The organism is Streptacidiphilus neutrinimicus (genome assembly GCF_000787815.1).
GTDB classification, from domain to species: Bacteria; Actinomycetota; Actinomycetes; order Streptomycetales; family Streptomycetaceae; genus Streptacidiphilus; species Streptacidiphilus neutrinimicus.
On sequence record NZ_BBPO01000039.1, the window covers coordinates 1,837 to 23,679 of the forward strand.

Consider the following 21,843-nt stretch of genomic DNA (forward strand, 5'->3'; position numbering starts at 1 on the left):
CCGTGGTCATGCTGGCCTCCGTACCCGGGCGGCCGTTCACCGAGCAGTACGCACGCGAGACCGTCTCCCTCCAGCACCGGACATCGCCGGTCTTCCGGGCCGTGAACCGGCGCATCAGCGCCGCCTGGGGCCTGGCCGTCCTCGCCATCACCGGCCTCCACCTGCTCGCCGGGCACCTCACCGCGGCCGGGACCGGCACCCAGACGACCAACCTCCTGCTCAACTGGGCGGCCCCCATCAGCCTCTCCCTCATCGCGATCGCCTACACCAACCACACCGCGAACCACGCCCCCACAGCGTCTCCGGCGCCCCGCGCCGAATGATCAGGCCGACCGCCCTGGACAGAGAGTCGTGTGGGGCGCCCGGCAGAACTCAAAGGCTCTGCACGCGGGCTGACATCCAGCGCCGCAACGCCGACACGCAAAGCGGCCGCGCCAAGGCCCAGGCGCGCGAGCAGCCCCCGTCGGCCCGCCAGTCGCACGAGACCACCGAGACATCGGCCTGCGGCCGTAGACGGACGCCCCAATGCGCCAAGGGAGCGGAACCGCAGCGCGTCCCCGCCCTGGACACAGACGGGCTACACCGGCCCCGGACGAGAAGGTTGCGACGAGGACGTGCGGGACGGTCGTCGCTGTCGGGGCGGACCGCTGCGCGGAGCACGGCTTTGGTTGCTTCCTGTGATCGGCGCGGAGGTACGGGAGGGATGGGAGCCGCCGACGACAGGTGGCGCGCCCGCACCGGCTGTCGCCGTGTCGCGGTCGTGGCCGCGCCGCTGCCAGAACGCGTTCCACCACTCCAAGCGGTCGGCGGAATCCTGCGGAAAGACCGCCTGCACCCCGCAGAGCACCAGGAGCCCGAAGATGCAGGCGGTGACGCACCACCAGGGGGCGCCCACAAGTGTGCTTCCGAACGCGCCGAGGGGCGCCAGGAAGGATCTGGCCGACATCAGCGCAACCCCGTCGCGGTCGGCAGCCCCGCCGCCCGGGTCACGTCCGGGCGTCCGCTGACCTGCTTCGCCTGGAAGCGCAGGCCGCGCTTCTGCCCCTCGACGGACAATCCGCTGCCGACGGCGGTGGCTCCGCCCCGAACCAGCGCGAAGAGCGCGGCCTGGTACAGCCGACGGGCCTGACGTGAGCGAGGATGGAGCGGGAAGGGCGGCTTCATGTCTGTCCTTTCGGGCCAGCGTCGGCTCCGGAAGGCCTAGGAACCCAAGAGCTCACGCTGGCACGGTCGTTTTGACCGCCAGGGGCGGTAAGCCGCAGGTCACTGCGCCTCGAATCCCAGTCTGTGGGCCCGTCAGGAGTGCTTGGGACCAATGGCTTTGGCACCGCGATGACGTGTCTGCGCGTGTGGTCTGCGTGCGATGGCGCAGTATCCGCGAGCGCCTGCGAGCGATCACGTGCCATCGCTAGCATCTGAGGATCAACAGGGGAGGCGCGGTCATGCCGAGATACATCCAAATGCTGGGCGAGGACCAGCTTCCAGAAGGCCCTCGGCGTGACCTCGTTGCCAGGCTCCAGGACTACTACGAGAAGGCTGGCCTCCGCCCCGTCCAGGAGATCAGCGCCAAGTGCCAAGAGCTGACCGAGAAGGATGAGCGATTGCGCGGCACCGCCAGTCGCGAAACGGTCCGCCGGATGCTGAACGGCTCCAGCGTGCTCACGTCTGTACCTCACTGGGAAAACGTCGAGCTCGTCTACCGCGCGTTGTGCGACTTCGCCGGCCAGGACCCCGATGCGAGCTACGAGTGGCACCACGGCTACGACAGTGGGACAGCCAAGTACCTGGATGATCTCCGGGAAGCCTGGAGCGCTGCGCGGAAGGCACCCCCTGTTGAGCCACAGAAGCCCCAGTCAGGTGGTTGGGGGACGCTGGCAGATCCATGGCGCAACGGGGAGCCTCCGTTCTAGCCGTCCCGAAACGAGCCCAAAGCTCAGTGGCCGGGCTCCGGGCACCGGGGCGCTTGCCGCCCCGGGACCCTGGCTTGTGCCGTCGGCGCGCAGTCCGAGCTCCTAGGACGGGCCACCGTTCGTCGGCCAGCACCGGGCCACCGAGTCACCTAGGCGATCAGGTGACATGATGTCGGGGACGCTCAACCTCCCTCCGACCGACGGCGTTCCGTCCCAGTCTGATGCGCAGGACCGTCGAAGCGCAGAACCGGCAAGGGGATCGCGTCGCCCGATCCGGTGAAGGAGTCGGAATCGGTCGTCTGCGCCTCCCGTGCTGGCGGCAGGCTGCCGCCAGCAAGCTTGCTCGCACGGACGAGGCGTCCTACCCCGGCCGTCATCGCTCGCGCAGCGGCCGCCTTCACTGCCGTACTCGCCGCCGCCATCAGCGCGGCGATCGTCTCGTACCTCACCTGACCGCTGCGCGGAGGAGATCGTCGTGGCCGGTGCGGCGTCAGCCGGGGATGACCCCACGATCACGCAGTTCGCCTGAGTGGGGCGACTGGAGCACCGGCCGAGGACTGGATCGCGGTGATCGCCGACAGCTGCCGCTCAGCCCGTTCGCGGTGGGCGCGGCGTAGCGCGGCCGCGTGCACGTCCCCGCCGCGGGTCTGGCGCTGTTGCAGCTGCTCGGCGGCGTAGCGGGCTTCGGCGAAGGCTTCCTCCGGTTCCCGGTTGGCTGCGAGGGCAGCGCTCTGGCGGGCGAGGGCCTCGCGGACCGGCAACGGCGCCTCCTGCTGTTCGCGGTGAGTCGCGTGGTGGGCGGCCTTCGCGCGTTGGAACCCCGGGGACGGGTCAGACGGCGGTGCCGGCAGCGGCGCGGCGGCCGACGGCTCGTCGCGCCGCGTCTGCTGCGCGGTGTGCCCCGGGGTGAGGATTCGCAGGGCGCGGACGGCCTGGTTGCCGGTGTGTGCCTCGATGCGGCGCAGGAGTTCGGCGGAGCCGAGGCGCAGTCGGGTTGCCCAGGCCGGGGAGGTGGGGCGCAGGTCGAGGGTGCCGCTGTCGGGGTCGTAGCCGACGGCGGTGACGTGGTCGGCCAGGTCCGGGGCGATGCGGGGCCAGGCGTCGACGACGGTGCCGCCGGCGACCGGCAGGTCCCAGGCGCGCTCGGCGATCAGCCGTTGGAGTGCCCCGGCGAGGCCTTGCGGCTCCCGGTCGCCGCCGCGGGCTCGCGAGGCGGCGGCCACGGGCGTGCTGCGCTTGGTGCGCTTGCCCGGTGTGGTGCCGTTCTTGTGGGCGGCTTCGCGGGCGGCGTACAGGGCGACGCGGGCCAGGTCGATTCCGGACAGAACCGGCTCCTGCGGCTCCGCCGGTTCGGCGGCCTCGATGGTGGCCTGCTCCGTGCTGGTCCAGGAGGGCTCGTCGGTCAGGGCGTCGGTCATGCCTGCCTCCAGGAGTGAAGGACCATCCGGGTCGTCCCGGCCTGCTCGCGGCGCAGCTGGTCGATGGCGAGGTCGCCGTAGACGCGGCGGGCAAACGGCTCACCGTAGGAGGCCAGGTCCTGGCGGATGACCGCCGGGTCCCGCTCGCCTTCGGCCCGAAGGTCGGCGATCTCCTGCTCGGTCAGCTCGGCCAGCACCGCCAGCGTGTCCTCGCCGCGCGCCACCGCCACCGTCTCCCCCGCGCGGGCTGCGAACGCGACTCGGTTCCGCTCCCTGCGGCACCCCGCGCACAGCCCAGCCGCCTGGGGCCTGCCGCAGTCCCGGCACGGCACGGCCTGCATCGCCAACTCCGCGGCACGGAAGGCCCGGTCCTCCGCCTCATCGGCTACGCGCTGCCGCGCGTCCAGGACCCCCAGCAACTCGCGCTGGGCATCAGCCTGCTCGCGTCGCAGCAGGTCCTCGACGGCCTGGAGCTCGGCGAACTCCCGCAGCCGCGCCTGGACAACGTGCTGACGGACCACGTCGTCCGCTCCGGGAAGCTCGTCGGTGACGGCGGCCGCCACCGACCGGCGCAACGCCCGCTTGGCCTGCTGATTGTGACCGCAGGCCTCGCACGGCATCCCGTTAGTCACCAGCACGCCCTCGTCGCACGCCCAATCGCCGCAGCCGGGACGCTGCGGCAGACCCCGGCCGAGCAGCCAACCCACCGGATCGGTCACCGGCACCCCGCCCTGGGCCTGGACGCGGCGCTCCAGCCGGGCGGCCAGGACCTGGGCCGGGTCACCGAAGCGGACCAGACCGGTCACCCGCGCCAGCTCCTGCCGCACCGCCTCAAGGACGCGGGCCCGGGCACCACGGCGCTGAAGCCGCAGCCAGAGCCTCGATACCGGTGCCAGGACCTGGTCCAGGTCCGCGGGCGGAGCAGGCACCGGCCCCGTCCACTGCTGCCCGTGTCGCTGCTGGTGGGGGATCTGAACCGGATTTTCCCCGCGCAGCGGGCCACCAGCACGCCCCGTAACGGGCAGCCCGTCATCCTCAGGTCCCGTGACGGCCTGGTCCTCGCGCACGCACACGCACTCCGGCCGACCACAGCACCCCGACGGCGCTTCGCCGGAAAACCCACCATCAACCGTCACATCACCACTCACACCAGCCACACAAGGGTGACCAGAGTGAAGGGGTGCCGCAACCGCCGGGTCTGCAACACCGTCACCATCCGCACCAGCCAACCCTGCGACCTGCGGCGATCCGGCACCAGCAGCAGGCTGAACCGGCCCTGCCGTAGCCACCGGGTCTGCAACCACCGCGAACGCCCCCAAGGAAGCCTGCGCCACACCCGGAATCGCCGCCTGGGCCCGGTGCGCGGCCGCGACCGCAGGAACGACCAACCGGGAGGAGCCCAGCAGCCCCGAACCGGTCGCCTTCCGCCGCCGCTCCACCAGCCCACCCTCTTCAAGACGAGCGAGAATCCCGCCCGCGCGCGACGTCGAGCAGCCCATCAGCCGAGCCAGCGTCGCAGCCAGACGGCCGTTGCGGTCCACCCGCCCGCCGCACAGCCGCACCCGGCCGCTCTCCCCCGCCTCCAAGACCAGGAGCAGCAATGCCAGCCGGTCCGTCGCCGCGCACCGGCCCGTTCGCGCGGCCAAGAGCCCCGGCGCGGTCGACCACTTCTGATCGCGGCGCCACCCGGGAGCGAAGAGCGCCTCCACCAGTCGCAGCAACGTCGCCAGCTCCGCCTGCGTCAACGCCAGCGGATGACCCACCGTCCGACGCGCTTCCCACCACGGCGCCACCAGGCAGCGAAGCCCCGCGGCCCCACCCGACTCCCCCTCCAGCACCTGGGTACGCACCACCGCCGACTCCCGCGACGCTGGCAGCACCTCCGAGGCCGTGAACGACCCAGAAAGGCCCAGCCAGCGGCCCAGCTCCCCAGTGCGGATCGCGACCACGCCCAGCTCCCGGCCGGCCTTCGCCTCCAACGGCGTCTTCGCCAGCAGCACCACCGCCGCCAACCGCACCGCATCAGACGCATCAGCGAACCCCGGCTCAGACAGCAGCGCCTGCACCGCCCCCCGCAGCCGCGCCCGCATCTGACGGCCCAAGGCCAGCCGACGCTCCGCTCCCGCATCCACGATCCCGGCCGGCATCGACCGCAACCGGCGACCCGGGGCAGACCGCTGCCCCGGAAGCACCGCCGCGGTGGCCGCCTTCACCGGCTCGTCCCAGGCACGAAGAACAGGCGGCGCCCACGCGTCTTCGCGCGGGAACCACGACCAACCAACGTGACGACAGGGCTGATCGCGCGACCTGCCAGCAGTGTGATCTGCATCACACTGAGCTCGACGTGGGTGCGCGCGCCGACGCCCTCGAAGCCCAGGTGGCACAAGGAGAGGGAGGCTCGCGGGCAGAGTGCGCGTGAGCCGACACCGCGTGGCACCGACAGACAGAGCTGGCGCAGGGCATGACGAATCTGCAAAATGACAACTGCCTTTCTGGACTGCAAAACGGCAAGGCAGAGCCCCTTGGGGCTGGTTTCGGAAGAACCGAACATTTCGCCCGCTCAGATCGGTTGGCGCCGATCACGGGCCCGGACGGGGTGGTTCCCGCCCGCACAGTTGGGCCGAGGAGTCTGGTGTTGGCGCACCAGGCCCGGCCGGCGGCTCAGCCGCCCAACGCCTATCTCATCCGCGGCTCCCCGGGAGTCCGTGCGGAGAGAGGCGTCCAGGAACGACAAACGCCCCGTCGACAGAGCAGCGACGCGCTACGGCGCTGCCCTCTCGGCGGGGTGTTGCATGTCCGCCCCTGCAGGCGGGTACGCTGACGCATGTCGCCGCCCTCCCTAATAGGGCTTGTAAGTCGACGCGGTCCGGGACTCCGGACCGAGCGGACCCCCGAGAGCTTCCCGGCGTCGGGGGTTTTCGCTTGTCCGAAGACGATCACGCATAACACTGCGTGACACCTTAGCGTGTCCTGCGCCCGCTGAGGGCACACTAACCCAACGGGCGCGGCGCGCCCCTGAAGCATCCTCAGTCGCCAGTGCACCACTGGTAGGTCGTGCGCTGACCACTCAAGATGCTGAGGACCGCGGGGCCGAGCTCCGGGGAGCCGGTCGATCAGCGCGGAATGCCGCTGAGCGAAGGTTTTCGCGGCGAACGGCGATTCACTGGAGATGAACATCGGGGCCGATCGCTGGGTCACTTCGCCCCCTCATCACTGGGGTGCGGCTCGGTGATCGCAGGCTGCCTGTGAGTATCGTCCTTGCGGGAGACGCGACGCTGGCGCTTGCCTCCGACGATGGGCAGGGTGTGAGTGTCGCCGTAGCTGATGAGCGGCTCTCCCGCCTGCGTCTGCCTCTCGATGTTCTGCCATTTGCTGCCTGAGACCAGTTCAACGCTGGGCTGCAGGCCTGCGTCACGAAGTTCTGTCAACCATGCTCGTACTGCGGGGTTCGAGTGTGCCCAGCGACTCGAGGCTCGCTCCGGGCGCGTCGTCTCGCCGACCAGGCGCACCCTATTCGTGCGGGGGTCCCGAAGAAGGTACACATGCGATGGCCGCCACACGTGGCTTCCTGCAGGTCGGGGTTGATCAGGGACCGGTGCCTGCCGCTGCTCATGCTGCTGCTGGTACACCGCTGGATCGGCACAGCCGATGAGGGGCTCGCCAGCAAGCAGGTGATCGTGGACGTACGTGAACGTGCCGTCGTCGCCGCCGATCACCTCCACCTTCGCCTTGACTCCGGCCTCAAACAACTCTTCCAGCCAGGCACGCACCGCCGGATTCTTGTGCGTCCCACGATTTGCTGCCCGCTCTGGATAGCTCGTTGACCCGATGTAACGTACCTGGCTGTTGCGAGGATCTCGGAGCCGGTACACCACGGAAGGCGGTGGGGCCTGCCGCGGCGAGGTAGTACCGGGGCGCCTCGGCAGGCCTCGACGCGCAAGACCCGCGATCTGTGCTTGGACTTCCCTCACGGGGTCGTCACCGAGATCGAACCACTCCCCGTGCGACTGTCGATCGAAGAACTGCCGGTGGAGTGCCGCCTCGAGAGCCCGATCGCCCGGAGAGGTCCAGAGCAATCGCAGCGGCACCGGGGAGCCGATGGCGAGGTTCTTCAGCCGCGCCTCGGGGTCTTTCGTCACACCGATCTTGACGAGCGGTGATCCACTGGCGCTGATCAGGTAGACGAATAAGCTCACAGCTACGGCCCTCCCCGGGGATCTGTCAGCAACTCAGTTCGGGTTTTCTGTGGGGCTGGATAAGGCTGGTCACGCGTTGCTCCGCTCCGTGAGGCGAGGTCCCACGCCCTCGGCGGTGCCTGCGTCGCGCTGAAAGAGCGCCCCGCTTCCGCGCCCGTCGACTTCCACGATTCGAAGTTGAGTGAAGCCGCGGCTTCGGTAGTAGGCGTGGAGGCCTTCGTTGTCGCGCCAGGCATCCAGGCGGAGCAGGGTTTTGCCCTGGTCCACGGCCTTGCGTGCGGCCCAGTCGAGTAGTGCGGCGCCCAGGCCGGTGCCTCCTACGTCCCGGCGAATCGCCATGCGGTGGACGTAGAGCGCCGGTTGTGCGGCTTCCTGTTCCGTCCAGAAGTCTCGGTCGGCGTGGTCGTCGACGGTGATGGTTCCGACGGGGATCCCGTCGTCCTCGACGATCCAGCACTCTTCGGCGGCGACATTCTCGCGGATCCGCTCCTCGCGCGGGGGGTACTGCCACTGGTTGATGCCCCGGTTGCGAAGCCAGCCAGCGGCGTGCTGCCAGAGCCCGATGACGGTCTGTATGTCCTCATCCGTCGCAGGCCGAATTACGGGAGCGTTGCTCAGGCCGGCCTTGCTTCGCTCGTAGGTGATCACGTGACGGTCGCCCGGTAGCACGTTGACCACGACGCGGACGGGCTTCCCCTCGCGGGTGTAGCCCGTGCAGGTGTGGATGGCTACGGGTGTCCCGGGGCCAAGATGGAGCCGGTCGGTCTCGTCCGGGGTGGGCATGCGGACCTGGATTTCGTCCAGTGCCCGGACCTGCTCGTAGCCCAGCTCGGCCAGCACTGTGTTGGCGCCGCGCGCGATGTCGTCGGGGCGCACGATCTCGCTGTCGCGAACCAGATTCAAGGGGAAGTGGGAGTCGTTGGTGTTGTACGGCACGCCGTCGATCAGACGGATGCGCCGACGCACGACCACCAGGTCGCCCTCGGCGAGTTGAAGTCGGCTGCGAATCTCGGCGGGCGGCGCGATGACCGCGATCTCGATCTGTTGCTCCGCTTCGCGGCCTTCCTCCGCCATCTGGGTCAGGAAGGTGTCCATCTCCGGCGAGAGCGGCTGCTTTCTGAACTCTGCCTGAGGGCGATACACCATGGGCCGGCGGTTGCGAACGAAGTGACCCCGTGGGCGATCGCTCACGATCAAACCCTCGTTTACCAGGACCTTGAGCCCCTGAACGGCAGTCGAGCGAGTGGTGTCCCACCGGGCCGCGATCTCCGCCTCGGTCGGAAGTCGATCCCCGGGAAGCAGTGCCCCACCTGCGATTTCCTCGCGGATCTGGTCCGCGATGCGCTGGTAGAGGGGTCGTTGCCTGCCACTGATCGCCATGGGAGATGTGTACCGCCCAGCGCAATGACTAGTCAATCTAGGCGGCGGGCGCGTCGAAGTCTTGACTCTGTATCAGCGAGCGTGCATGCTCGTCACGTCGAGCCAATGACTAGTCAATGTACTCAGACTAGCTGATGGCCTTGTTCCTTGAGAAATCCATAGGTATGGCCTGCGACGAGCCACTTCAGGCGGATGGTGACGGACCAGTTCGGTCCAGCGGTCCCCCGCCGGGTTCGGTCGCAGGCGCTGATCAGAGCAGTTGCGCTGCCCAGTTCCCACGGTCCGCCGAGGCCCGTGGTCGCCGGAGAACGCAACGCCGAACCGTCTACCGCCTCCAGGACTGAAGGGACTCCGCTCGTGCGACACAACGGCCGCCCGGCTCTCCCCGTCTCCCGCATCACCCCGACCGAGATCTCCGCCCTCCCTGGGCAGCCCATCCTGATCGTCTGCCCGGACTGTCAGACCTGGCGGCGCCTGGCCCGTCACATGATCGTCGCCCACCGGGCCACCGACCACGGCCGCGAGACCGGCGACCGCCGCTACCACGGCGAGGCCCCCCGCGACCGCCGCTGCAAGGGCTCCGGCCAGCGGATCCTCATCGACACCCCGCTCACCGGCCCGGCATGGACGGCGAACTGGGCCGAGGAGCACCGGCTGGCGAGTGTCGAGGTTCGGGCGTCGCGGCCGACGCGGCCGACGCCGAAGCCGCACGCGGCCGCGCCGGCTCTGGCCGTGACGCAGATGCCGGAGGCGACGCGGCCGGTCCGCCGGGAGCTCGCGGTTCACCGGCACGGCTGCGAGGGCTGCCGCTCGGGCTTGTGGTGTGAGACGGCCTCCGAGTTGGCGCGCCGAGCGACGCGCACGCTGAAGAACTTGGAACTCGCCTCGCGGATGGTTGTCGGCCCGGACGGGATCCGCCGTCTGCCCGCCACCGCCTGAACGTCCCTTGCCCCATACCCAATCCACGCGGCGCCTCCGGACATCCCGGAGGCGCCGCTTCGCGTAGGAGGGAAACCACACCATGACGATCGCGATCGAGGCCCCGACCGTCCCCGCTAGCAATGCCTTCCGGCCGTACGCGGACAACGGACTGAAGGCGACGTTCATGGGCCTGATGGGGAAGGTGACTCTGCCGCTTCGCCGGATTGACGACGCCCGGCTGGTCACGACGACCGGCACCGTCACCAGCAAGTGGATCGAGCGCGGTACGACCTGGCTGCTGCTGTGTTCCGATGACTACGAGGTCGGCCGGGTGGCGCTGGACAAGAGGTGGGCGCACGCGATCCCGGACGAGGCATACGCCGTCGGCCAGCGGGTGGACGTGAGCGGGGTTGCCCGCACCATGCGGGGCCTCAAGGCTCCGTTCATCGCAGTGCGGGAGCTGTCGATCGCCGACTGATTTTCGGCCCGCTACTTCTTGATTCCCCGCGTAGCCCGTCGTGCCCGGCACGGACCTCCGGTCCGGGTACGGCGGAGAGCGTGGTGGACCAACTCACCTGCTCTGGCTTCTGCCGTCCGGCGGGAGCCCGGAAAAGCGCGAGGCCCGCCTGGTCAGAGGCGGGCCCGCTGAGCGAGCTTCTGAGGAGCGTCGCATGAACCACCGTATCAGCAATGCCGTTTGGGACAGGTGAGGGCCATGTCTGCGCTCACCCGCCTCGAGACCGGGGCCGCAGTCGATCGTGCCCGCCAGGTCCGCACCGAGTCCACTGCGGCCGCCGGTCGCCTGTCCGACACCCTCACCCAGGCCGGCCAGCACACCGCCCGCCTCGACCGTGCAGTGAAGGAGGCACGCCGATGACCACCCCCACTGCTCCCGAGCACCGCACCGCTCAGTCCGACGCCGACCGGAGCCAGGCCGACGAGGCGCTGCGCCGGGTTCAGCAGAACCCGGGTGCACGCAGCGCTGCGCAGATCTACGCCGAGCGCATGATGCGCGCGGTCCGCGGCGTCTGACGCGCCGTCTCCCCCGCTGCTGTGGCCCCGGAGCACTCGATTGCTCCGGGGCCGTAGCAGCTCTTGGCACATCACCCGGCTTGGAGGCCGTGATGAACGACCACACCAGCAGCAGCGTGAACGGCACGGCGATGTCTGATGTCGACCGTCGCCGCCAGGCCACCGACCGGCGCTGGGTTGCCGCCCAGATCGGGCCGCGCCAGGTCGGCGGCGTCTACCGCACCCGCCACGGCGACGTGTACGAGGTCCTGGACATCGAACCGGGCCCCCGTCCCACCTGGCCCACGTGGCGCATCTCGGTCCGCACACTCGGCAGCGACACGGTCCGCCGGCACTGCACCGCGTGGGAGGACCGCGACCAGGTCCTCGCCGAGCCCGGCCCGGCCGCCGACATCTGGCGCGCCGCCTACACCCGCACCGTCGCCCCCGGCGACGTCGCCTGCGAGCGCCATGCCCTGGACGGGGCCGACTGGCTCTTTCACCAGCTCGCGCCCGGCTATGCCGCCGCCCAGGCCCTGGCCGCGACAACTGCGATGGAGGTCCGCCGATGAACACCACCGCCACCAACGCGGGCACCAGCACCGCCTCCGCCACCGCGTCCACGGACTGGCGCCACCGCGCGGCCTGTCAGCACGAAGACCCGGAGCTGTTCTTCCCGATCGGCGAGACGGGCCTGGCGCTGCTGCAGATCGAGGACGCCAAGGCCGTGTGCCGCCGCTGCCCGGTGATGGACTCCTGCCTCCAGTGGGCGCTGACCGCCCGCCAGGCGGACGGCGTTTGGGGCGGCATGAGCGAGTCCGAGCGCGCTGCGATGCTGCGCCGTGCCCGACCTGCCTGACCTTGGGGGCCCGCACCCACCAGTAGGGCCGCTCCAACCCGTCGGCTTCCCCGCACACATCAAGAGAGGAGACATGTGATGGCAGGACGTCGCCAGCCCGTCAAGCGCACCACCCCCGCTCGGACCGTCGCTCCCACTGCGACTCCCCCCACCGTCGAGACGCCGGACCAGGTGCTGGAGGCAGCCCGCGCCCAGGCGCTGGAGCTGCGCGCGACCGCCGGCGCGGAGGCGGAGCGGATGCTCGCTGAGGCGGCCGCGCAGTTGGAGGCGGCCACCGTCCAGGCCGGACGCGACCGCGCGGAGGCCGAGGAGGTCCTGGCCGCCGCGATCAGCGAGGCGGAGCAGGTCCGGGTGACGGCGCGCCGTCACGCGGACCGGCTGCAGAAGCTGACGGGCGAGCAGATCAAGGCCGCTGAGGAGACCGTGGCCAAGACCCGCACGATCGCCGAGGGCGAGCTGGAGGCCGTCGAGCAGACGGTGGCCAGGCGCCGGGAGGCGGCCGAGCGGGTCCGCGCGGAGGCCGAGTCGGAGGCGGACCGGATCATCGCCGCCGCGAAGGACCGCGCTCGGGAGATCGGCGACCAGGCGGTTGACCTGCTGGAGCAGGCCCGCACTGAGGCCCGCGCGACCGGTGAGCACGCCGAGCACCTGGTCGCCGAGGCTAAGCAGCGGGCCCGGGACCTGGTGGATGCGGCCGAGGCCGACGCCGACTCGCGCCGTAAGGCGGCCGCGCAGGCCCGCGAGGACGCCGACCAGGACGCCCAGCGGACTCGCGAGCAGGCCGAGGAAGCCGCCGGTCAGCTGCGGGAGGAAGCCGAGCAGCTGATGGACCAGGCCCGGGAGGAGGCCAACCAGGTCGTCGCCGCCGGGGAGGGCGAGGCCGAGCAGCTGCGCGAGGAAGCCCGCCAGACGCTGGAGCAGGCCGAGGCTCAGGGAACGGAGCGGGCCCGGGACCTGCACACGGCCGCCCAGGCCGACGCGGCAACTGTGCTCCGCAAGGCCGACCTGTGGGGGCCGCGGACGCGCGGCCGCCACGATCTCGCTGACCGCCAGCGGCGAATTCCAGCTCGCCCAACTATCGGGGTGGCCGGTGTGGGTGGCGTGGGCGCTGCCGCTCGGCATCGACATCTACGTCGTCCAGTCCTTCCGCCGGCACCGCGACGTCGCCAAGGCCATCGTGCTGATGATCGGGGCGAACGCGGTCTACCACCTCGCCAACGCCCGCCTGGTCGGGGTCGACAAGAACGGGCACCCGCTGTGGTGGCTGATCGTCGCCGTCGCCTCCATCGCCCCCTGGGTGATGTGGCGCATCCACAAGATCACCGATGAGACGAAGCACGGCGAGACAGCGAACGCCGGTGAGCGGGCCGCTGTTGAGACGCCGTCCGGCTCGGGCGGCGGCGAGACGCGACCGAGCGGCAGCGAGACGACGTCTCACTCGCCGACGCTCGTCCCGCTTCCCGCACCGCGTGAGACAGCCGCTCACGGCGAGCTGAGCGTGTACGTCAACGGCGGTGGCGGGACAGCGGCGGGTGAGACGGCGGCCGTGGTGAACACCGCTGAGACCGCTCACCGGCAGCGTGAGACGCGCACGTCAGACCGGTCGGGCGGACGCCACGCCAGGCCCGGTGGGCTGCCCGCCGCCCGCTCGCGTGAGACGAAGCGCGGCCCCGAGACGCTGTCCCCGGAGATCGAGGCGGACGTCGTCTCACTGCTCCGTCTCATGTACCGCGAGAAGGATCCGCTCGCCGTCTCAACCGACCAGGCTGCCGAGATCCTCGGCGTCTCACGCGCCACCGCCGGCCGCCGACTTGAGATCGCCCGCGCCCGCTACACCCCCATCGCTGAGACGGGATGACCGCCTCACCGAGCCGTCGACGGCTCCCCCGCGCCCCAGCCCGCCCGCCTGGTGCGGCCTGGGGCACGGAGAAGACGCCGACCGCGTCTTACCCACCCCGCCATATCCGCAGATCAGAGGTATCGCATGGACATGAACGAGCTGTTCTCTGAGAAAGGGATGCGCACTTTCACCGCCGACCGGCGGGACGTGCACATGCAGGACGCCAGCCACTACGCGCAGCTGGCCGACGTGGTCGGCCGGGCGCTGGCCCAGCAGGCGATCCAGGGCGACAAGCACGGGGCCCTGTCCCGCAAGGTGAGGGCTTGGAAGGTCGCCCGGCACCTGCGGGCCATGAAGCGGCACTCCCAGAAGGCCGCCGCAGCGTCCGAGGCGCTGAACGCGGGCTATGTGAACCACGTCCTGGAGCTCCCGCAGCGCCGCGCGAACGCCGCCGCGGCCAAGCTGGAGCGCCGCAAGGCCCGGCCCGCCGTCGGGAGCGGCCAGGCCGCGGTGAACTCGCTGCAGCAGAGCCTGGGTTACTTCATGGGCAACGCCGTGACCAGCGGTTCTGTTCAGGATCGGGCTCCGGAGTACCTGGACGCCCAGGTGTACGAGTACCCGATGGCGGCCGGCGCCGAGGGCCAGGGGCCGCGCACCGTCCGCGACTTCTTCCCCCGCCAGGACGGCCGCCGGTGAGGGCCAGCCGCGCGCAGAACCAGGCCAAGCACTGGGAGGACCGGCAGGCCGCCGCGACGACTCCGCAGCAGCAGGCGGCGGTCTGGTACGACGCCTGCCGGATGCTCGCCGCGAACCTCGAAGCGGCCGGCAAGCCCGAGGTCTGGACGCGCCTCGCGGAGCAGTTGCGCGGCTTCTACCAGGACTACTCCGGGTGACGACGTTCTTCCTCCTCATCGCTTCCTACTTGTCCCGATGAGGACCCCAAGACGCGCGCACACGAGCGTGGGTGCGCGCGCGAGGATCCCGGATCCGTGACTGTTTGTCAACTCGAAGGAGGTGCACGATGTCCGACGACAACGTCCGCAGGTTCCCCAAACTGGGCCTGGTCGGCCCGTCCGAAGACCCGCCTGACACCGCCGCCGAGGCCCCCGAAGAGGCCTCAGCGGCACCCGATTCCGCGCCCGCCGAACCCTCCCCCAGGGGCCGCAGGTCCCCGCTGGAGAGCATCGCCGCTATGGCCAGCCCGGGCCTTTCGGACCCCGTGGTCACCACCGCGGAGCACTCCCCGAGCGCTCCCGGGCACGTGCCCGGGACGTTCCGCCCGGCCGGGTTCCACGACGGCGCCCAGGCCCCGCAGCCGGGCCTGGGCACCCTGTCGGTGGCCACGGTCCTGGCCGTCGCCGTCGCCGCGATGCGCGGCATCCACGGCGCCATCACCGGGGTGCGCGCCAACCGGGAGCAGCGCAAGGCAGCCGCGGATCTCGCCGCCTCCGGCCGGGGCGACGGGACCGGCCGCAAGGGCCGCATGCAGAGCGCCGCCGACTTCGGCCGCGGCTTCCTGGGCCGGCCGGACCGCTCCGGCGGCTGGCCCCGCTCGGGCGCAGGCCAGGGCGGGCGAGGCGGCGCAGGAGGCGGGCGCGGCAGCGGTTCCGGCGGCTTCAGCGGCTGGGGCGGCGGGTCGTCGTCGCGGCGCTCCAGCAGCATGGGGGCCGACGGTCTCACGGGCCGCAAGAGCTCCAACAGCGGCAGTGGAGGAGTCGGAGGCCGTGGCGGTCGCTCCGGCGGCGGAGGCGGTCCCAGCGGCGGCGATCGTGAGTCCCGCACCAGCAGCAATTGGTGGCGCGGCGGGTCCAAGCGAACCTCGCAGCGCGGCACCGGCAGCCGGCGCAGCAGGCGCGGCGGTACCGACACCAGCGCGGACCTGACGCCGGACCAGGCCACCGGGGCCGGCGGCACCTTCCCCAAGGGCGGCGGCAGAGGGCGCACCAGGAGCCCGAAGGCCGGCACCGCACCGAAGGGAACCCTGCGGCCGAAGAAGGGCCGGGCCGCCGGTACCGGAGGCGGCCCGGGCACGCCGGGCAAGACCCCACCCGGTAAGAAGGCACCGGGCAGCACCCCCGGAGGGAAGACCGGCCCGGGTGGCGCGGGGACGCCCCCACGCCGCAAGAACGGCAAGCCCGTCACCGACGGTTCGGTCAGGCTGCCCAAGGGCCACTTCCACGGCACCGTCCCTGGCTGGAACCAGGGCTGCCGCTGCCCCGGTTGCACGCGGGCCTGGGCGAAGGCGCAGACCGTGGTCGGCCGGAAGGTGAAGCTGCCCGCGGGCGTGAAGCACGGCAGTGCCACCGCCTACGAGGACGCGGAGTGCTCGTGCAGGAGGTGCGTGAAGGCGGCGATCCGCCGCAACAACGCCAGGCCGCAGGACCGCGTGACACTCGGGCGCACGGTCGGGGACACCCTGGAGCGCCGCTGGGCCAAGCGCCGCAGGAACCAGACGCCAGTGATCACCACCCTGTCGAAGAAGAAGCGGAAGAAGGCCGCCGCGAACAAGGGCAAGGCGCGCACGGCCGCCACGTCCGCCGCCGGGCCGAAGCCGACCGGCGCCCCGCCGCCCCACCCCAAGGCCGGAACGCCTGGGCCAGGGCCCGGCGGACCGTCCAAGCACACCGGCCACGGCGGCGGACGCTGGTCCCGCGACCAGCGCCGCGCCCAGCAGCGGTGGGAGCAGCGCCGCGCCGCCCACGCCGCCCCGGACGACGACTTCTGGTTCGCCGTCGGCCCGCACGGGATGCGCCGTACCCCGTGGGAGTCGGCCGGAGCCGCGGCGGCCGGGGCCCGGCCCGAGACGATCACGATCGAGCGGATGGACAACGTGGGCGACCAGGAGCTGCGGCACTTCAAGCCCAAGCCCGCCCCGAGGGCGGCCGCCCTCGGCCCGGCCGAGCCGCGCAACAGCAGTACCGGCAGGAAGGAGAGCAGTATGTCGCTGCCCGACCGTGTGATGAGCGGTCTGGTCACTGGGATGTCCAGTGAGCACGCCACCGAGGTCACCCTCGACGACACCCTGGAGACCCTCGAGCGGCTCACCGTCGAATCGTTCGCCGCGCACGAGACATCCGCCAGCCTGGCGGAGGAGGCCCGCCGTATCCGCTACGCCCTGGAGGACCTGGCGGCAGACCTGCGCACGCGGCACAACCTGATCGGCCGCCTGACCGCCGCCGCGATGGAGCGGCTGGCGGAGTCCATGGAAATACTGGCCCGCAAGGCGGAGGAGATGAAGGTCGCCTCCCTGGACGCGGCCGAACTGTCCGAGGCGGCGGAGAACGCGATGTTCGACGCCTACAAGCCGGTCCAGCAGGCCACCGCCGACGCGGGACTGGCCGTGCCCAGCGCCCGCGCCCACAACGAGGGCTGAGGGAGGCCACCGTGAGCGAGATCGAGATCCCCGCCGCCGCCGACGCCGTCACCGGCGGCGGGGGCGGGAACGGCTTCCTGGCCCTGTCCGGCAGGATCGCCGCCCTGACCACCGCCGCGCTGCGGCTCAAGGAGGGCATGTTCGCCCTCAAGCGGCACATGGAGACCAACGCCACCGCCGCCCGGACCCTGTCGGAGATGTGCCACCAGGCCGAGGTCGACACGCAGTTCACCGCGCAGATCCTCGGCATCTCCCAGTCCCTGACCCGCGTGGCCACCGGCGCCGGCCAGCTCGCCGACACCGCCGACACCATGGCCGCCCACGCCAGCGGCTTCCGCAGCGCCCACGAGAGCGAGTACCGGGGCATCTACGAGGCCGTGAGCGCGAGCAGCCACCGGCAGGCCAAACCCGGCTTCTACCGGGTCCAGTAACCACCCCGCACGCAGCCTGGGCCGCCCCCGCCACCGGCAGGGGCGGCCCTCCCCATGCCCTGAAGGAGGCAAGGATGGCCACCGCGCACACCGCCCGGACGGTTCCGGGCCACGAGATCCACCGCAGGTTCAAGCGCGAACGCGCGGCCCACCTCGCCACCGCGACCGCCGTCGCGATCGCTCCCCAGCTGTACGCCACCGGGTACGCCGAACTCGGCGCGGTCGGCGCGCTGGGCCTGACCGGCCTCTGGCTGTACTCCAAGACCAAGCCCCAGCAGGACGAGAACACGGGCGAGACCCGGGGCATGGACGCAGGCGCGGTGCTGCGCGCCTCCCAGCAGTCCATCCCGGTCCTCGGCTACGCCGGCGCCTACCTGGCCGACGTCGTCGCGCACATGCACCACGGGTTCGCCTGGTGGCAGCTGGCCGTCCCGGCCGTGTGGGGTGCGGTGATGGCCGCCGCCGCGCCACTGACCCGCAGCCTGGGCCTGGTCCCCGAGCACCACCCGGTCCTGCAGCAGACCGCGCCGCAGCCACCGGCCGACCCCGGCCAGGCGCCGCCACCTCAGGACTACGCGTCGTTCCTGGCCTGGCTGTGGGCGCACTCCGAGCGGGCGCCCGGCACGCGGCTGATGGCCGTGGAGCAGTACCTGCCGACCCGCCCCGACTTCGAGGCGGTCATCGTCGCCAAGCGCGGGCGCGAGGTTCCCACGCTGAACGCCTCCACCTTGGCGGCGATCTTCGACTTCCCCGAGGGCACCGTCGAACTGCGCCCACTGCCCGGGTCGGGGCCGGGCCGGATGCGGCTGATCGCCCGCCCCACCCTGCACGCCATGCCGCAGGACGCCCGTGACTTCCCCGCGTTCTGGAAGGAGCAGGTCGCCGCGAAGGACGGCGCCGCCCCCGGAATGGACCTGGTCGACCACCGGATCGAGCGGGAGACCGAACACAGTCGCCAGCGGATCGTCGTCCTGGTCCGGGCGCCGGCGGGGAAGGAGATCCGGCTCCCGCACGGGCCGATCGCCTCCGCGCTCGGGATCGACGACCCCTCGTGCCTGGTCATCGAGACCGACGGCATCCGCAACGGCGTCGTCAGCATCTACCTGCGCAACCCGCTCATGCGCGTCCGTCAGGCTACCGCTGAGGACCTGACCATGGACGACAAGGGCCGTATCACCATCGGGGTGCGGCACGACGGCAAGCCCGCCAAGGTGCGGTTGTGGGACCCGCAGCTCGGCGCGATCCGCGGCATCACCGCCGGCGCCACGGGAGCGGGCAAGTCCGTGTTCCAGCTGCTGCTCCTGGTCGGCGAGAAGCTGTCCGGCGTCATCTCCTGGGTCGGCGACCTGCAGGGCGGCAAGTCCCTGCCCGAGGCCGACGGCAACGTCGACTGGTTCGCCAAGGGCGAGGCCGAAGTGCTGGGGATGCTGCTGGCCGCGCACGCGGTCATGAAGTACCGCGAGAACGCTTCCCGCGACCGCGGCGACTTCGCGCTGGGCGAGCCCTGGCGGTTGCTGTCGATCACCCTGGACGAGATCAACCGCCTGCTGTCGCACCCCAACGAGGTCATCAAGAAGCTCGCCGCCTACCTGATCGCCGACATCCAAAAGACCGGACGCAAGGTCGGCGTCGGCGTCCGGCTCGCCGTCCAGTCCCTGCACCTGAAGGACCTGGGCGACGAGGAAGCGATCCGACAGCAGGGCAAGTCCGGGATGGTCGTGCTGATGCGTACCCTGTCCTCGTCCACGCAGGGGATGGGATTGGACGGCATCAGCCCGCCGGGCTTCCAAATGGAGAACATCCCCGCGCGGATCTACGAGAACGGCCAGATCGAGGCGCTGTTCAACGGCGAGGACGACGAAGACGGCGAGTCCACCGCCGGCATGGCCTACATCTTCACCGACGGCCGCGTGGAGTTCATGCGCACCTTCAATGCCAAGAAGGTCAACGGCCTCTACGTCGACCTGACCGAGATGTTCGGCGACGATCCGGCCCCGACCCTCACCGACGAGGAAGCCGCCGTCGCGAGCGAGGCCTACGCCTGGCGGCACGACCACGACATGCTCACCACGGTCATGAAGGGTCTGCTGGCCGCCCAGGGAATCGAGGGCGCAGACGACCCCGCCACCGCCTACGCCGCCGTCGCTGCGAAGGGCAACAAGAACAGCGGCGGCGCGAAGAAGAGCGAGCCGAAGGAGACCGTCGCCGACAAGGTCTACGAGCTCCTAGGCCAGGGCCCGATGACCCTCAAGGAGCTGCGCGCCGCCCTGCCGGACGTCGCCAACTCCTCCATCGCCAACGCCACCACCACCCTGCGCGACCAGGGCCGCGCCGCACCGATCAGCCGCGGCGTGTGGCAGCGCACCGACTACGACGACTGAACAGCGTCACCCCCTTGGGCCGCCGCCGGAACTGCTCCGGCGGCGGCCCGCTTCCTGCCCGCACCCCTGATGAAGGAGTCCCCCGTCGTGACGATCTCCGCCGCTGTCGTTTTCGTGCTCGCCGCGTTCCTCCTGGTCCGCTCCGGCCGAAGCACCATCAGCACCGCGCTGGTGTGCGTGGTCGCCGGGTTCCTGCTCGCGTCCACCAACATCGCCCCGACCATCCACAGCCTGCTGACCAGCATCGCCACCTCCGCCAGTCACGTCTGACGCGCCGTTGCGACCACTCCCCCGGCCTTCGCCGCCGGCGATCCAGCGGCGAGGACCGGAGAAGCCGCCGCAGCACCACCCAGACCGTCCCCGCCTCACCCTGGAGCACCCACCATGGCCACCACCGACCGCTACGCCGAGTTCGCATCCCCAACCCTCGACACGGAGCCCCTCGCGCCCGGCCTGATACTGCCGCCCGGTTACATCGACGCGATCGACCCGGCCACCGGCCAGATCGTCGCCGTCCGCATCCAGGAGCAGCCGCTCCTGGGCCTCACCCCCGGGCCGCAGCCCCAGCCCGAGCCGGAGCCGCTGACGGCGTTCGAGAAGGCCCAGCAGTACGCGAAGACGCAGCCCGACCCGATTCCGGCCGCCGCTCCGCCGCCCGTGACCGGTGTCAGCCCCATCGTCGGCCAGATGGTCGTCCTCGGCGGCGTCGGCTCCCTCGCGATGCTCGCCGCCGGCGGCGCGATCTACATCGCCTGCGCCGGACTGCACACCGCCGGCCCCTGGCTCCACGACGCCGGCGAGTTCCTCCAGTACGCGGCCATCTTCATCGTCGCCGCCGTGGTCGCCGCCGTCGTCGCGGTCCGCAAGCTCAAGGCCGCCATGACCACCACCACGACCGGTGACGGCACGGTCGTCAACGCCCTGATCCACCGCCACACCGAGGTCACCATCGGCAAGCAGACCGGCGGCTTCTGGAAGGGCCAGATCCACAACAACGTCAACTGACCAGCACACCGGTCAGTCGTCGTAGTAGCTGTCCCGGTCCTCGTCCATGTAGATCCGCCCGTCATCCCCCAGGTACGCCGGATACACCTTCCGGCCGATCAGCACCCCGTCCGGGACGATCACCAAGTCCGGGTCGTAGCCGTCTTCGAGGTGCACGACGCCGTCCTCATCGGTCCACGCGTCGTAGGCGATGTTGTCCGCGACCACGGCATCGAACGTGAAGTCCGGCCGCCACGCCCTGTCGAAGATACCCACCGGCCTCCCCCTCCTGCGCCCCGTGCTGCCCATCAAGCCTGACCTACCGCCAGGCATCAGCAACAGCCCTTCACACAGACGGAGTTCCCCATGCCCGAGCGCTCGCACACCAAGTCCTTCCCCGGCTCCGGCTCCGGCCGCACCCCGGCCCTGCGCCAGCTGATCAGCACCCTGCGCAGCCCCGGCAGCGAGGTGTGGCTGGCCGACCCCGCCGAGCACCACCACGACCTGGCCGACCACCTCGACCGCCACGGCGCCGGCATCCCCGGGGCGATCGGCCTGCTTGAGGCCGCCGACGCGCTGATCCGCCAGCGCCAGGAAGCCGGACTCGCCCAGAACGAGTCCGTGCCCGAGCCCCTCGTGCGGGTCCTGGTCGACGACCTCCCCGCCATCCTCGACCAGCCGCAGGTCGCCGAGGTGCTGCTGCGGATCCTGCGCACCGGCCGCAAAGCCGGCGTCCTGGAGAACGTGCTGGCCGAGCCGGGCACCGACTCCTTCCCCGGCCACCCGGGCCTGCGCGCCGCCTTCACCCGCCCCCGCACCCGCTGATCCGGCCGCCCCGCCTCGCCTCCGCTGCGCCCGCCCCGCCACCAGGCCGGGCGGGCACAGCGGCGACAGGGGCAGGCCGACCGGCCTTCGCGCCACCCCGCACAGCCCACACACCCCTCGCCCCCTGGAACGTCATCGTCTTGGCGCTGCGGCGCAAGCCCTTGGCCCTTAGGTCTTCGGCGTCCTCACCGCACCTCCGCCGAAGACCTGGTGGCAGGCCAACCGGCACCTGGTCCTCCTCGCCGCCGGCGTCATCACCGGCTTCTGGCTCGCCGTCCGCTTCGGCGCCGCCCGCACCACCAGGCTCCCGCGCA

The 21,843-nt window shown here is 71.3% G+C and carries 23 protein-coding genes and 1 pseudogene; 17 read left to right on the top strand and 7 right to left on the bottom strand.

The window, feature by feature from the left end; all coding sequences use genetic code 11:
- Positions 1-323, top strand: a pseudogene (locus tag TR48_RS23275) (hypothetical protein); the annotation flags it as partial.
- Between the two features lie 622 nt (positions 324-945).
- On the opposite strand, the gene TR48_RS23280 reads toward TR48_RS23275, so the two are convergent.
- A complete protein-coding gene (locus tag TR48_RS23280) occupies positions 946-1,164 on the bottom strand; it encodes a hypothetical protein (RefSeq protein ID WP_042370517.1) in 219 nt (72 codons plus the stop codon).
- Between the two features lie 278 nt (positions 1,165-1,442).
- On the opposite strand from TR48_RS23280, the gene TR48_RS23285 reads away from it, so the two are divergent.
- Positions 1,443-1,910 carry a hypothetical protein gene (locus TR48_RS23285; protein ID WP_042370518.1) on the top strand — a complete coding sequence of 156 codons (468 nt, stop codon included), beginning with the start codon at positions 1,443-1,445 and terminating at the stop codon, positions 1,908-1,910.
- 512 nt (positions 1,911-2,422) lie between these two features.
- Here TR48_RS23285 and TR48_RS23290 read toward each other — a convergent pair.
- The 5 genes from TR48_RS23290 to TR48_RS23305 all read right to left on the bottom strand — a co-directional run bounded on the left by TR48_RS23290 (position 2,423) and on the right by TR48_RS23305 (position 8,904).
- Positions 2,423-3,328, bottom strand: a complete 906-nt coding sequence (locus TR48_RS23290) for a DciA family protein (protein ID WP_042370520.1) — start codon at positions 3,326-3,328, stop codon at positions 2,423-2,425.
- Positions 3,325-5,475: a hypothetical protein gene (locus tag TR48_RS23295; protein ID WP_152628130.1), complete on the bottom strand. Its 2,151-nt coding sequence runs from the start codon at positions 5,473-5,475 to the stop codon at positions 3,325-3,327. The genes TR48_RS23290 and TR48_RS23295 overlap by 4 nt, the downstream gene beginning before the upstream one ends.
- Before the next feature lie 62 nt (positions 5,476-5,537).
- Entirely contained in the window at positions 5,538-5,879 is a 342-nt protein-coding gene (locus TR48_RS42200; RefSeq protein ID WP_152628131.1) for a hypothetical protein, read from the bottom strand.
- Positions 5,880-6,522: 643 nt separating this feature from the next.
- Entirely contained in the window at positions 6,523-7,524 is a 1,002-nt protein-coding gene (locus tag TR48_RS40770) for a GIY-YIG nuclease family protein (protein WP_084729678.1), read from the bottom strand.
- Between the two features lie 69 nt (positions 7,525-7,593).
- Complete coding sequence (locus TR48_RS23305; RefSeq protein WP_042370523.1) at positions 7,594-8,904, bottom strand: GNAT family N-acetyltransferase; 1,311 nt, start codon at positions 8,902-8,904, stop codon at positions 7,594-7,596.
- A gap of 357 nt (positions 8,905-9,261) precedes the next feature.
- On the opposite strand from TR48_RS23305, the gene TR48_RS23310 reads away from it, so the two are divergent.
- From TR48_RS23310 to TR48_RS23365, 14 genes are all read left to right on the top strand, one after another.
- Positions 9,262-9,843: a hypothetical protein gene (locus TR48_RS23310; RefSeq protein ID WP_052442917.1), complete on the top strand. Its 582-nt coding sequence runs from the start codon at positions 9,262-9,264 to the stop codon at positions 9,841-9,843.
- Between the two features lie 82 nt (positions 9,844-9,925).
- Positions 9,926-10,303 (top strand): hypothetical protein, encoded by a 378-nt coding sequence (locus TR48_RS23315; protein WP_042370525.1) that lies wholly within the window; start codon positions 9,926-9,928, stop codon positions 10,301-10,303.
- Positions 10,304-10,540: 237 nt separating this feature from the next.
- Positions 10,541-10,702, top strand: coding sequence for a hypothetical protein (locus TR48_RS43490; RefSeq protein ID WP_161789890.1), 162 nt, complete (start codon positions 10,541-10,543; stop codon positions 10,700-10,702).
- Complete coding sequence (locus tag TR48_RS43495) at positions 10,699-10,857, top strand: hypothetical protein (RefSeq protein WP_161789891.1); 159 nt, start codon at positions 10,699-10,701, stop codon at positions 10,855-10,857. The genes TR48_RS43490 and TR48_RS43495 overlap by 4 nt, the downstream gene beginning before the upstream one ends.
- A 92-nt stretch (positions 10,858-10,949) precedes the next feature.
- Positions 10,950-11,408 (top strand): hypothetical protein, encoded by a 459-nt coding sequence (locus TR48_RS23320; RefSeq protein ID WP_042370527.1) that lies wholly within the window; start codon positions 10,950-10,952, stop codon positions 11,406-11,408.
- Positions 11,405-11,695: a WhiB family transcriptional regulator gene (locus TR48_RS23325; RefSeq protein WP_042370529.1), complete on the top strand. Its 291-nt coding sequence runs from the start codon at positions 11,405-11,407 to the stop codon at positions 11,693-11,695. The genes TR48_RS23320 and TR48_RS23325 overlap by 4 nt, the downstream gene beginning before the upstream one ends.
- Positions 11,696-11,773: 78 nt before the next feature.
- Positions 11,774-13,024 (top strand): coiled-coil domain-containing protein, encoded by a 1,251-nt coding sequence (locus tag TR48_RS23330; RefSeq protein WP_042370530.1) that lies wholly within the window; start codon positions 11,774-11,776, stop codon positions 13,022-13,024.
- Positions 13,025-13,685: 661 nt separating this feature from the next.
- Entirely contained in the window at positions 13,686-14,231 is a 546-nt protein-coding gene (locus TR48_RS39160) for a hypothetical protein (protein WP_161789892.1), read from the top strand.
- On the top strand, positions 14,228-14,428 hold the full coding sequence (locus TR48_RS23340) for a hypothetical protein (RefSeq protein ID WP_042370532.1): 201 nt from the start codon (positions 14,228-14,230) through the stop codon (positions 14,426-14,428). The genes TR48_RS39160 and TR48_RS23340 overlap by 4 nt, the downstream gene beginning before the upstream one ends.
- Positions 14,429-14,556: 128 nt before the next feature.
- Positions 14,557-16,908 (top strand): hypothetical protein, encoded by a 2,352-nt coding sequence (locus tag TR48_RS46385; RefSeq protein ID WP_042370534.1) that lies wholly within the window; start codon positions 14,557-14,559, stop codon positions 16,906-16,908.
- An 11-nt stretch (positions 16,909-16,919) separates the two neighbouring features.
- Positions 16,920-17,339: a hypothetical protein gene (locus tag TR48_RS23350; protein ID WP_042370536.1), complete on the top strand. Its 420-nt coding sequence runs from the start codon at positions 16,920-16,922 to the stop codon at positions 17,337-17,339.
- 74 nt (positions 17,340-17,413) lie between these two features.
- The gene (locus TR48_RS23355; protein WP_042370537.1) at positions 17,414-19,720 is read left to right on the top strand and encodes an ATP-binding protein; all 2,307 of its coding nucleotides are present in this window, start codon (positions 17,414-17,416) and stop codon (positions 19,718-19,720) included.
- An 87-nt stretch (positions 19,721-19,807) separates the two neighbouring features.
- Positions 19,808-19,990 carry a hypothetical protein gene (locus TR48_RS23360; protein ID WP_236652288.1) on the top strand — a complete coding sequence of 61 codons (183 nt, stop codon included), beginning with the start codon at positions 19,808-19,810 and terminating at the stop codon, positions 19,988-19,990.
- Positions 19,991-20,104: 114 nt separating this feature from the next.
- The gene (locus TR48_RS23365; protein WP_042370541.1) at positions 20,105-20,725 is read left to right on the top strand and encodes a hypothetical protein; all 621 of its coding nucleotides are present in this window, start codon (positions 20,105-20,107) and stop codon (positions 20,723-20,725) included.
- Between the two features lie 12 nt (positions 20,726-20,737).
- Here TR48_RS23365 and TR48_RS23370 read toward each other — a convergent pair whose 3' ends face one another.
- Entirely contained in the window at positions 20,738-20,980 is a 243-nt protein-coding gene (locus tag TR48_RS23370) for a hypothetical protein (protein WP_042370543.1), read from the bottom strand.
- 90 nt (positions 20,981-21,070) lie between these two features.
- Here TR48_RS23370 and TR48_RS43500 point away from each other — a divergent pair, with 90 nt between their 5' ends.
- A complete protein-coding gene (locus tag TR48_RS43500; protein WP_042370545.1) occupies positions 21,071-21,529 on the top strand; it encodes a hypothetical protein in 459 nt (152 codons plus the stop codon).
- The last annotated feature ends 314 nt before the right edge of the window (positions 21,530-21,843 follow it).

Excerpts from the sequence above, each read along its gene's own strand:
- TR48_RS23280 (WP_042370517.1), bottom strand. The coding sequence starts at position 1,164 with ATGAAGCCGCCCTTCCCGCTCCATCCTCGCTCACGTCAGGCCCGTCGG.
- TR48_RS23285 (WP_042370518.1), top strand. The coding sequence starts at position 1,443 with ATGCCGAGATACATCCAAATGCTGGGCGAGGACCAGCTTCCAGAAGGC.
- TR48_RS23290 (WP_042370520.1), bottom strand. The coding sequence starts at position 3,328 with ATGACCGACGCCCTGACCGACGAGCCCTCCTGGACCAGCACGGAGCAG.
- TR48_RS23295 (WP_152628130.1), bottom strand. The coding sequence starts at position 5,475 with ATGCCGGCCGGGATCGTGGATGCGGGAGCGGAGCGTCGGCTGGCCTTG.
- TR48_RS42200 (WP_152628131.1), bottom strand. The coding sequence starts at position 5,879 with ATGTTCGGTTCTTCCGAAACCAGCCCCAAGGGGCTCTGCCTTGCCGTT.
- TR48_RS23305 (WP_042370523.1), bottom strand. The coding sequence starts at position 8,904 with ATGGCGATCAGTGGCAGGCAACGACCCCTCTACCAGCGCATCGCGGAC.
- TR48_RS23315 (WP_042370525.1), top strand. The coding sequence starts at position 9,926 with ATGACGATCGCGATCGAGGCCCCGACCGTCCCCGCTAGCAATGCCTTC.
- TR48_RS43490 (WP_161789890.1), top strand. The coding sequence starts at position 10,541 with ATGTCTGCGCTCACCCGCCTCGAGACCGGGGCCGCAGTCGATCGTGCC.
- TR48_RS43495 (WP_161789891.1), top strand. The coding sequence starts at position 10,699 with ATGACCACCCCCACTGCTCCCGAGCACCGCACCGCTCAGTCCGACGCC.
- TR48_RS23320 (WP_042370527.1), top strand. The coding sequence starts at position 10,950 with ATGAACGACCACACCAGCAGCAGCGTGAACGGCACGGCGATGTCTGAT.
- TR48_RS23325 (WP_042370529.1), top strand. The coding sequence starts at position 11,405 with ATGAACACCACCGCCACCAACGCGGGCACCAGCACCGCCTCCGCCACC.
- TR48_RS23330 (WP_042370530.1), top strand. The coding sequence starts at position 11,774 with ATGGCAGGACGTCGCCAGCCCGTCAAGCGCACCACCCCCGCTCGGACC.
- TR48_RS39160 (WP_161789892.1), top strand. The coding sequence starts at position 13,686 with ATGAACGAGCTGTTCTCTGAGAAAGGGATGCGCACTTTCACCGCCGAC.
- TR48_RS46385 (WP_042370534.1), top strand. The coding sequence starts at position 14,557 with ATGTCCGACGACAACGTCCGCAGGTTCCCCAAACTGGGCCTGGTCGGC.
- TR48_RS23355 (WP_042370537.1), top strand. The coding sequence starts at position 17,414 with ATGGCCACCGCGCACACCGCCCGGACGGTTCCGGGCCACGAGATCCAC.
- TR48_RS23365 (WP_042370541.1), top strand. The coding sequence starts at position 20,105 with ATGGCCACCACCGACCGCTACGCCGAGTTCGCATCCCCAACCCTCGAC.
- TR48_RS43500 (WP_042370545.1), top strand. The coding sequence starts at position 21,071 with ATGCCCGAGCGCTCGCACACCAAGTCCTTCCCCGGCTCCGGCTCCGGC.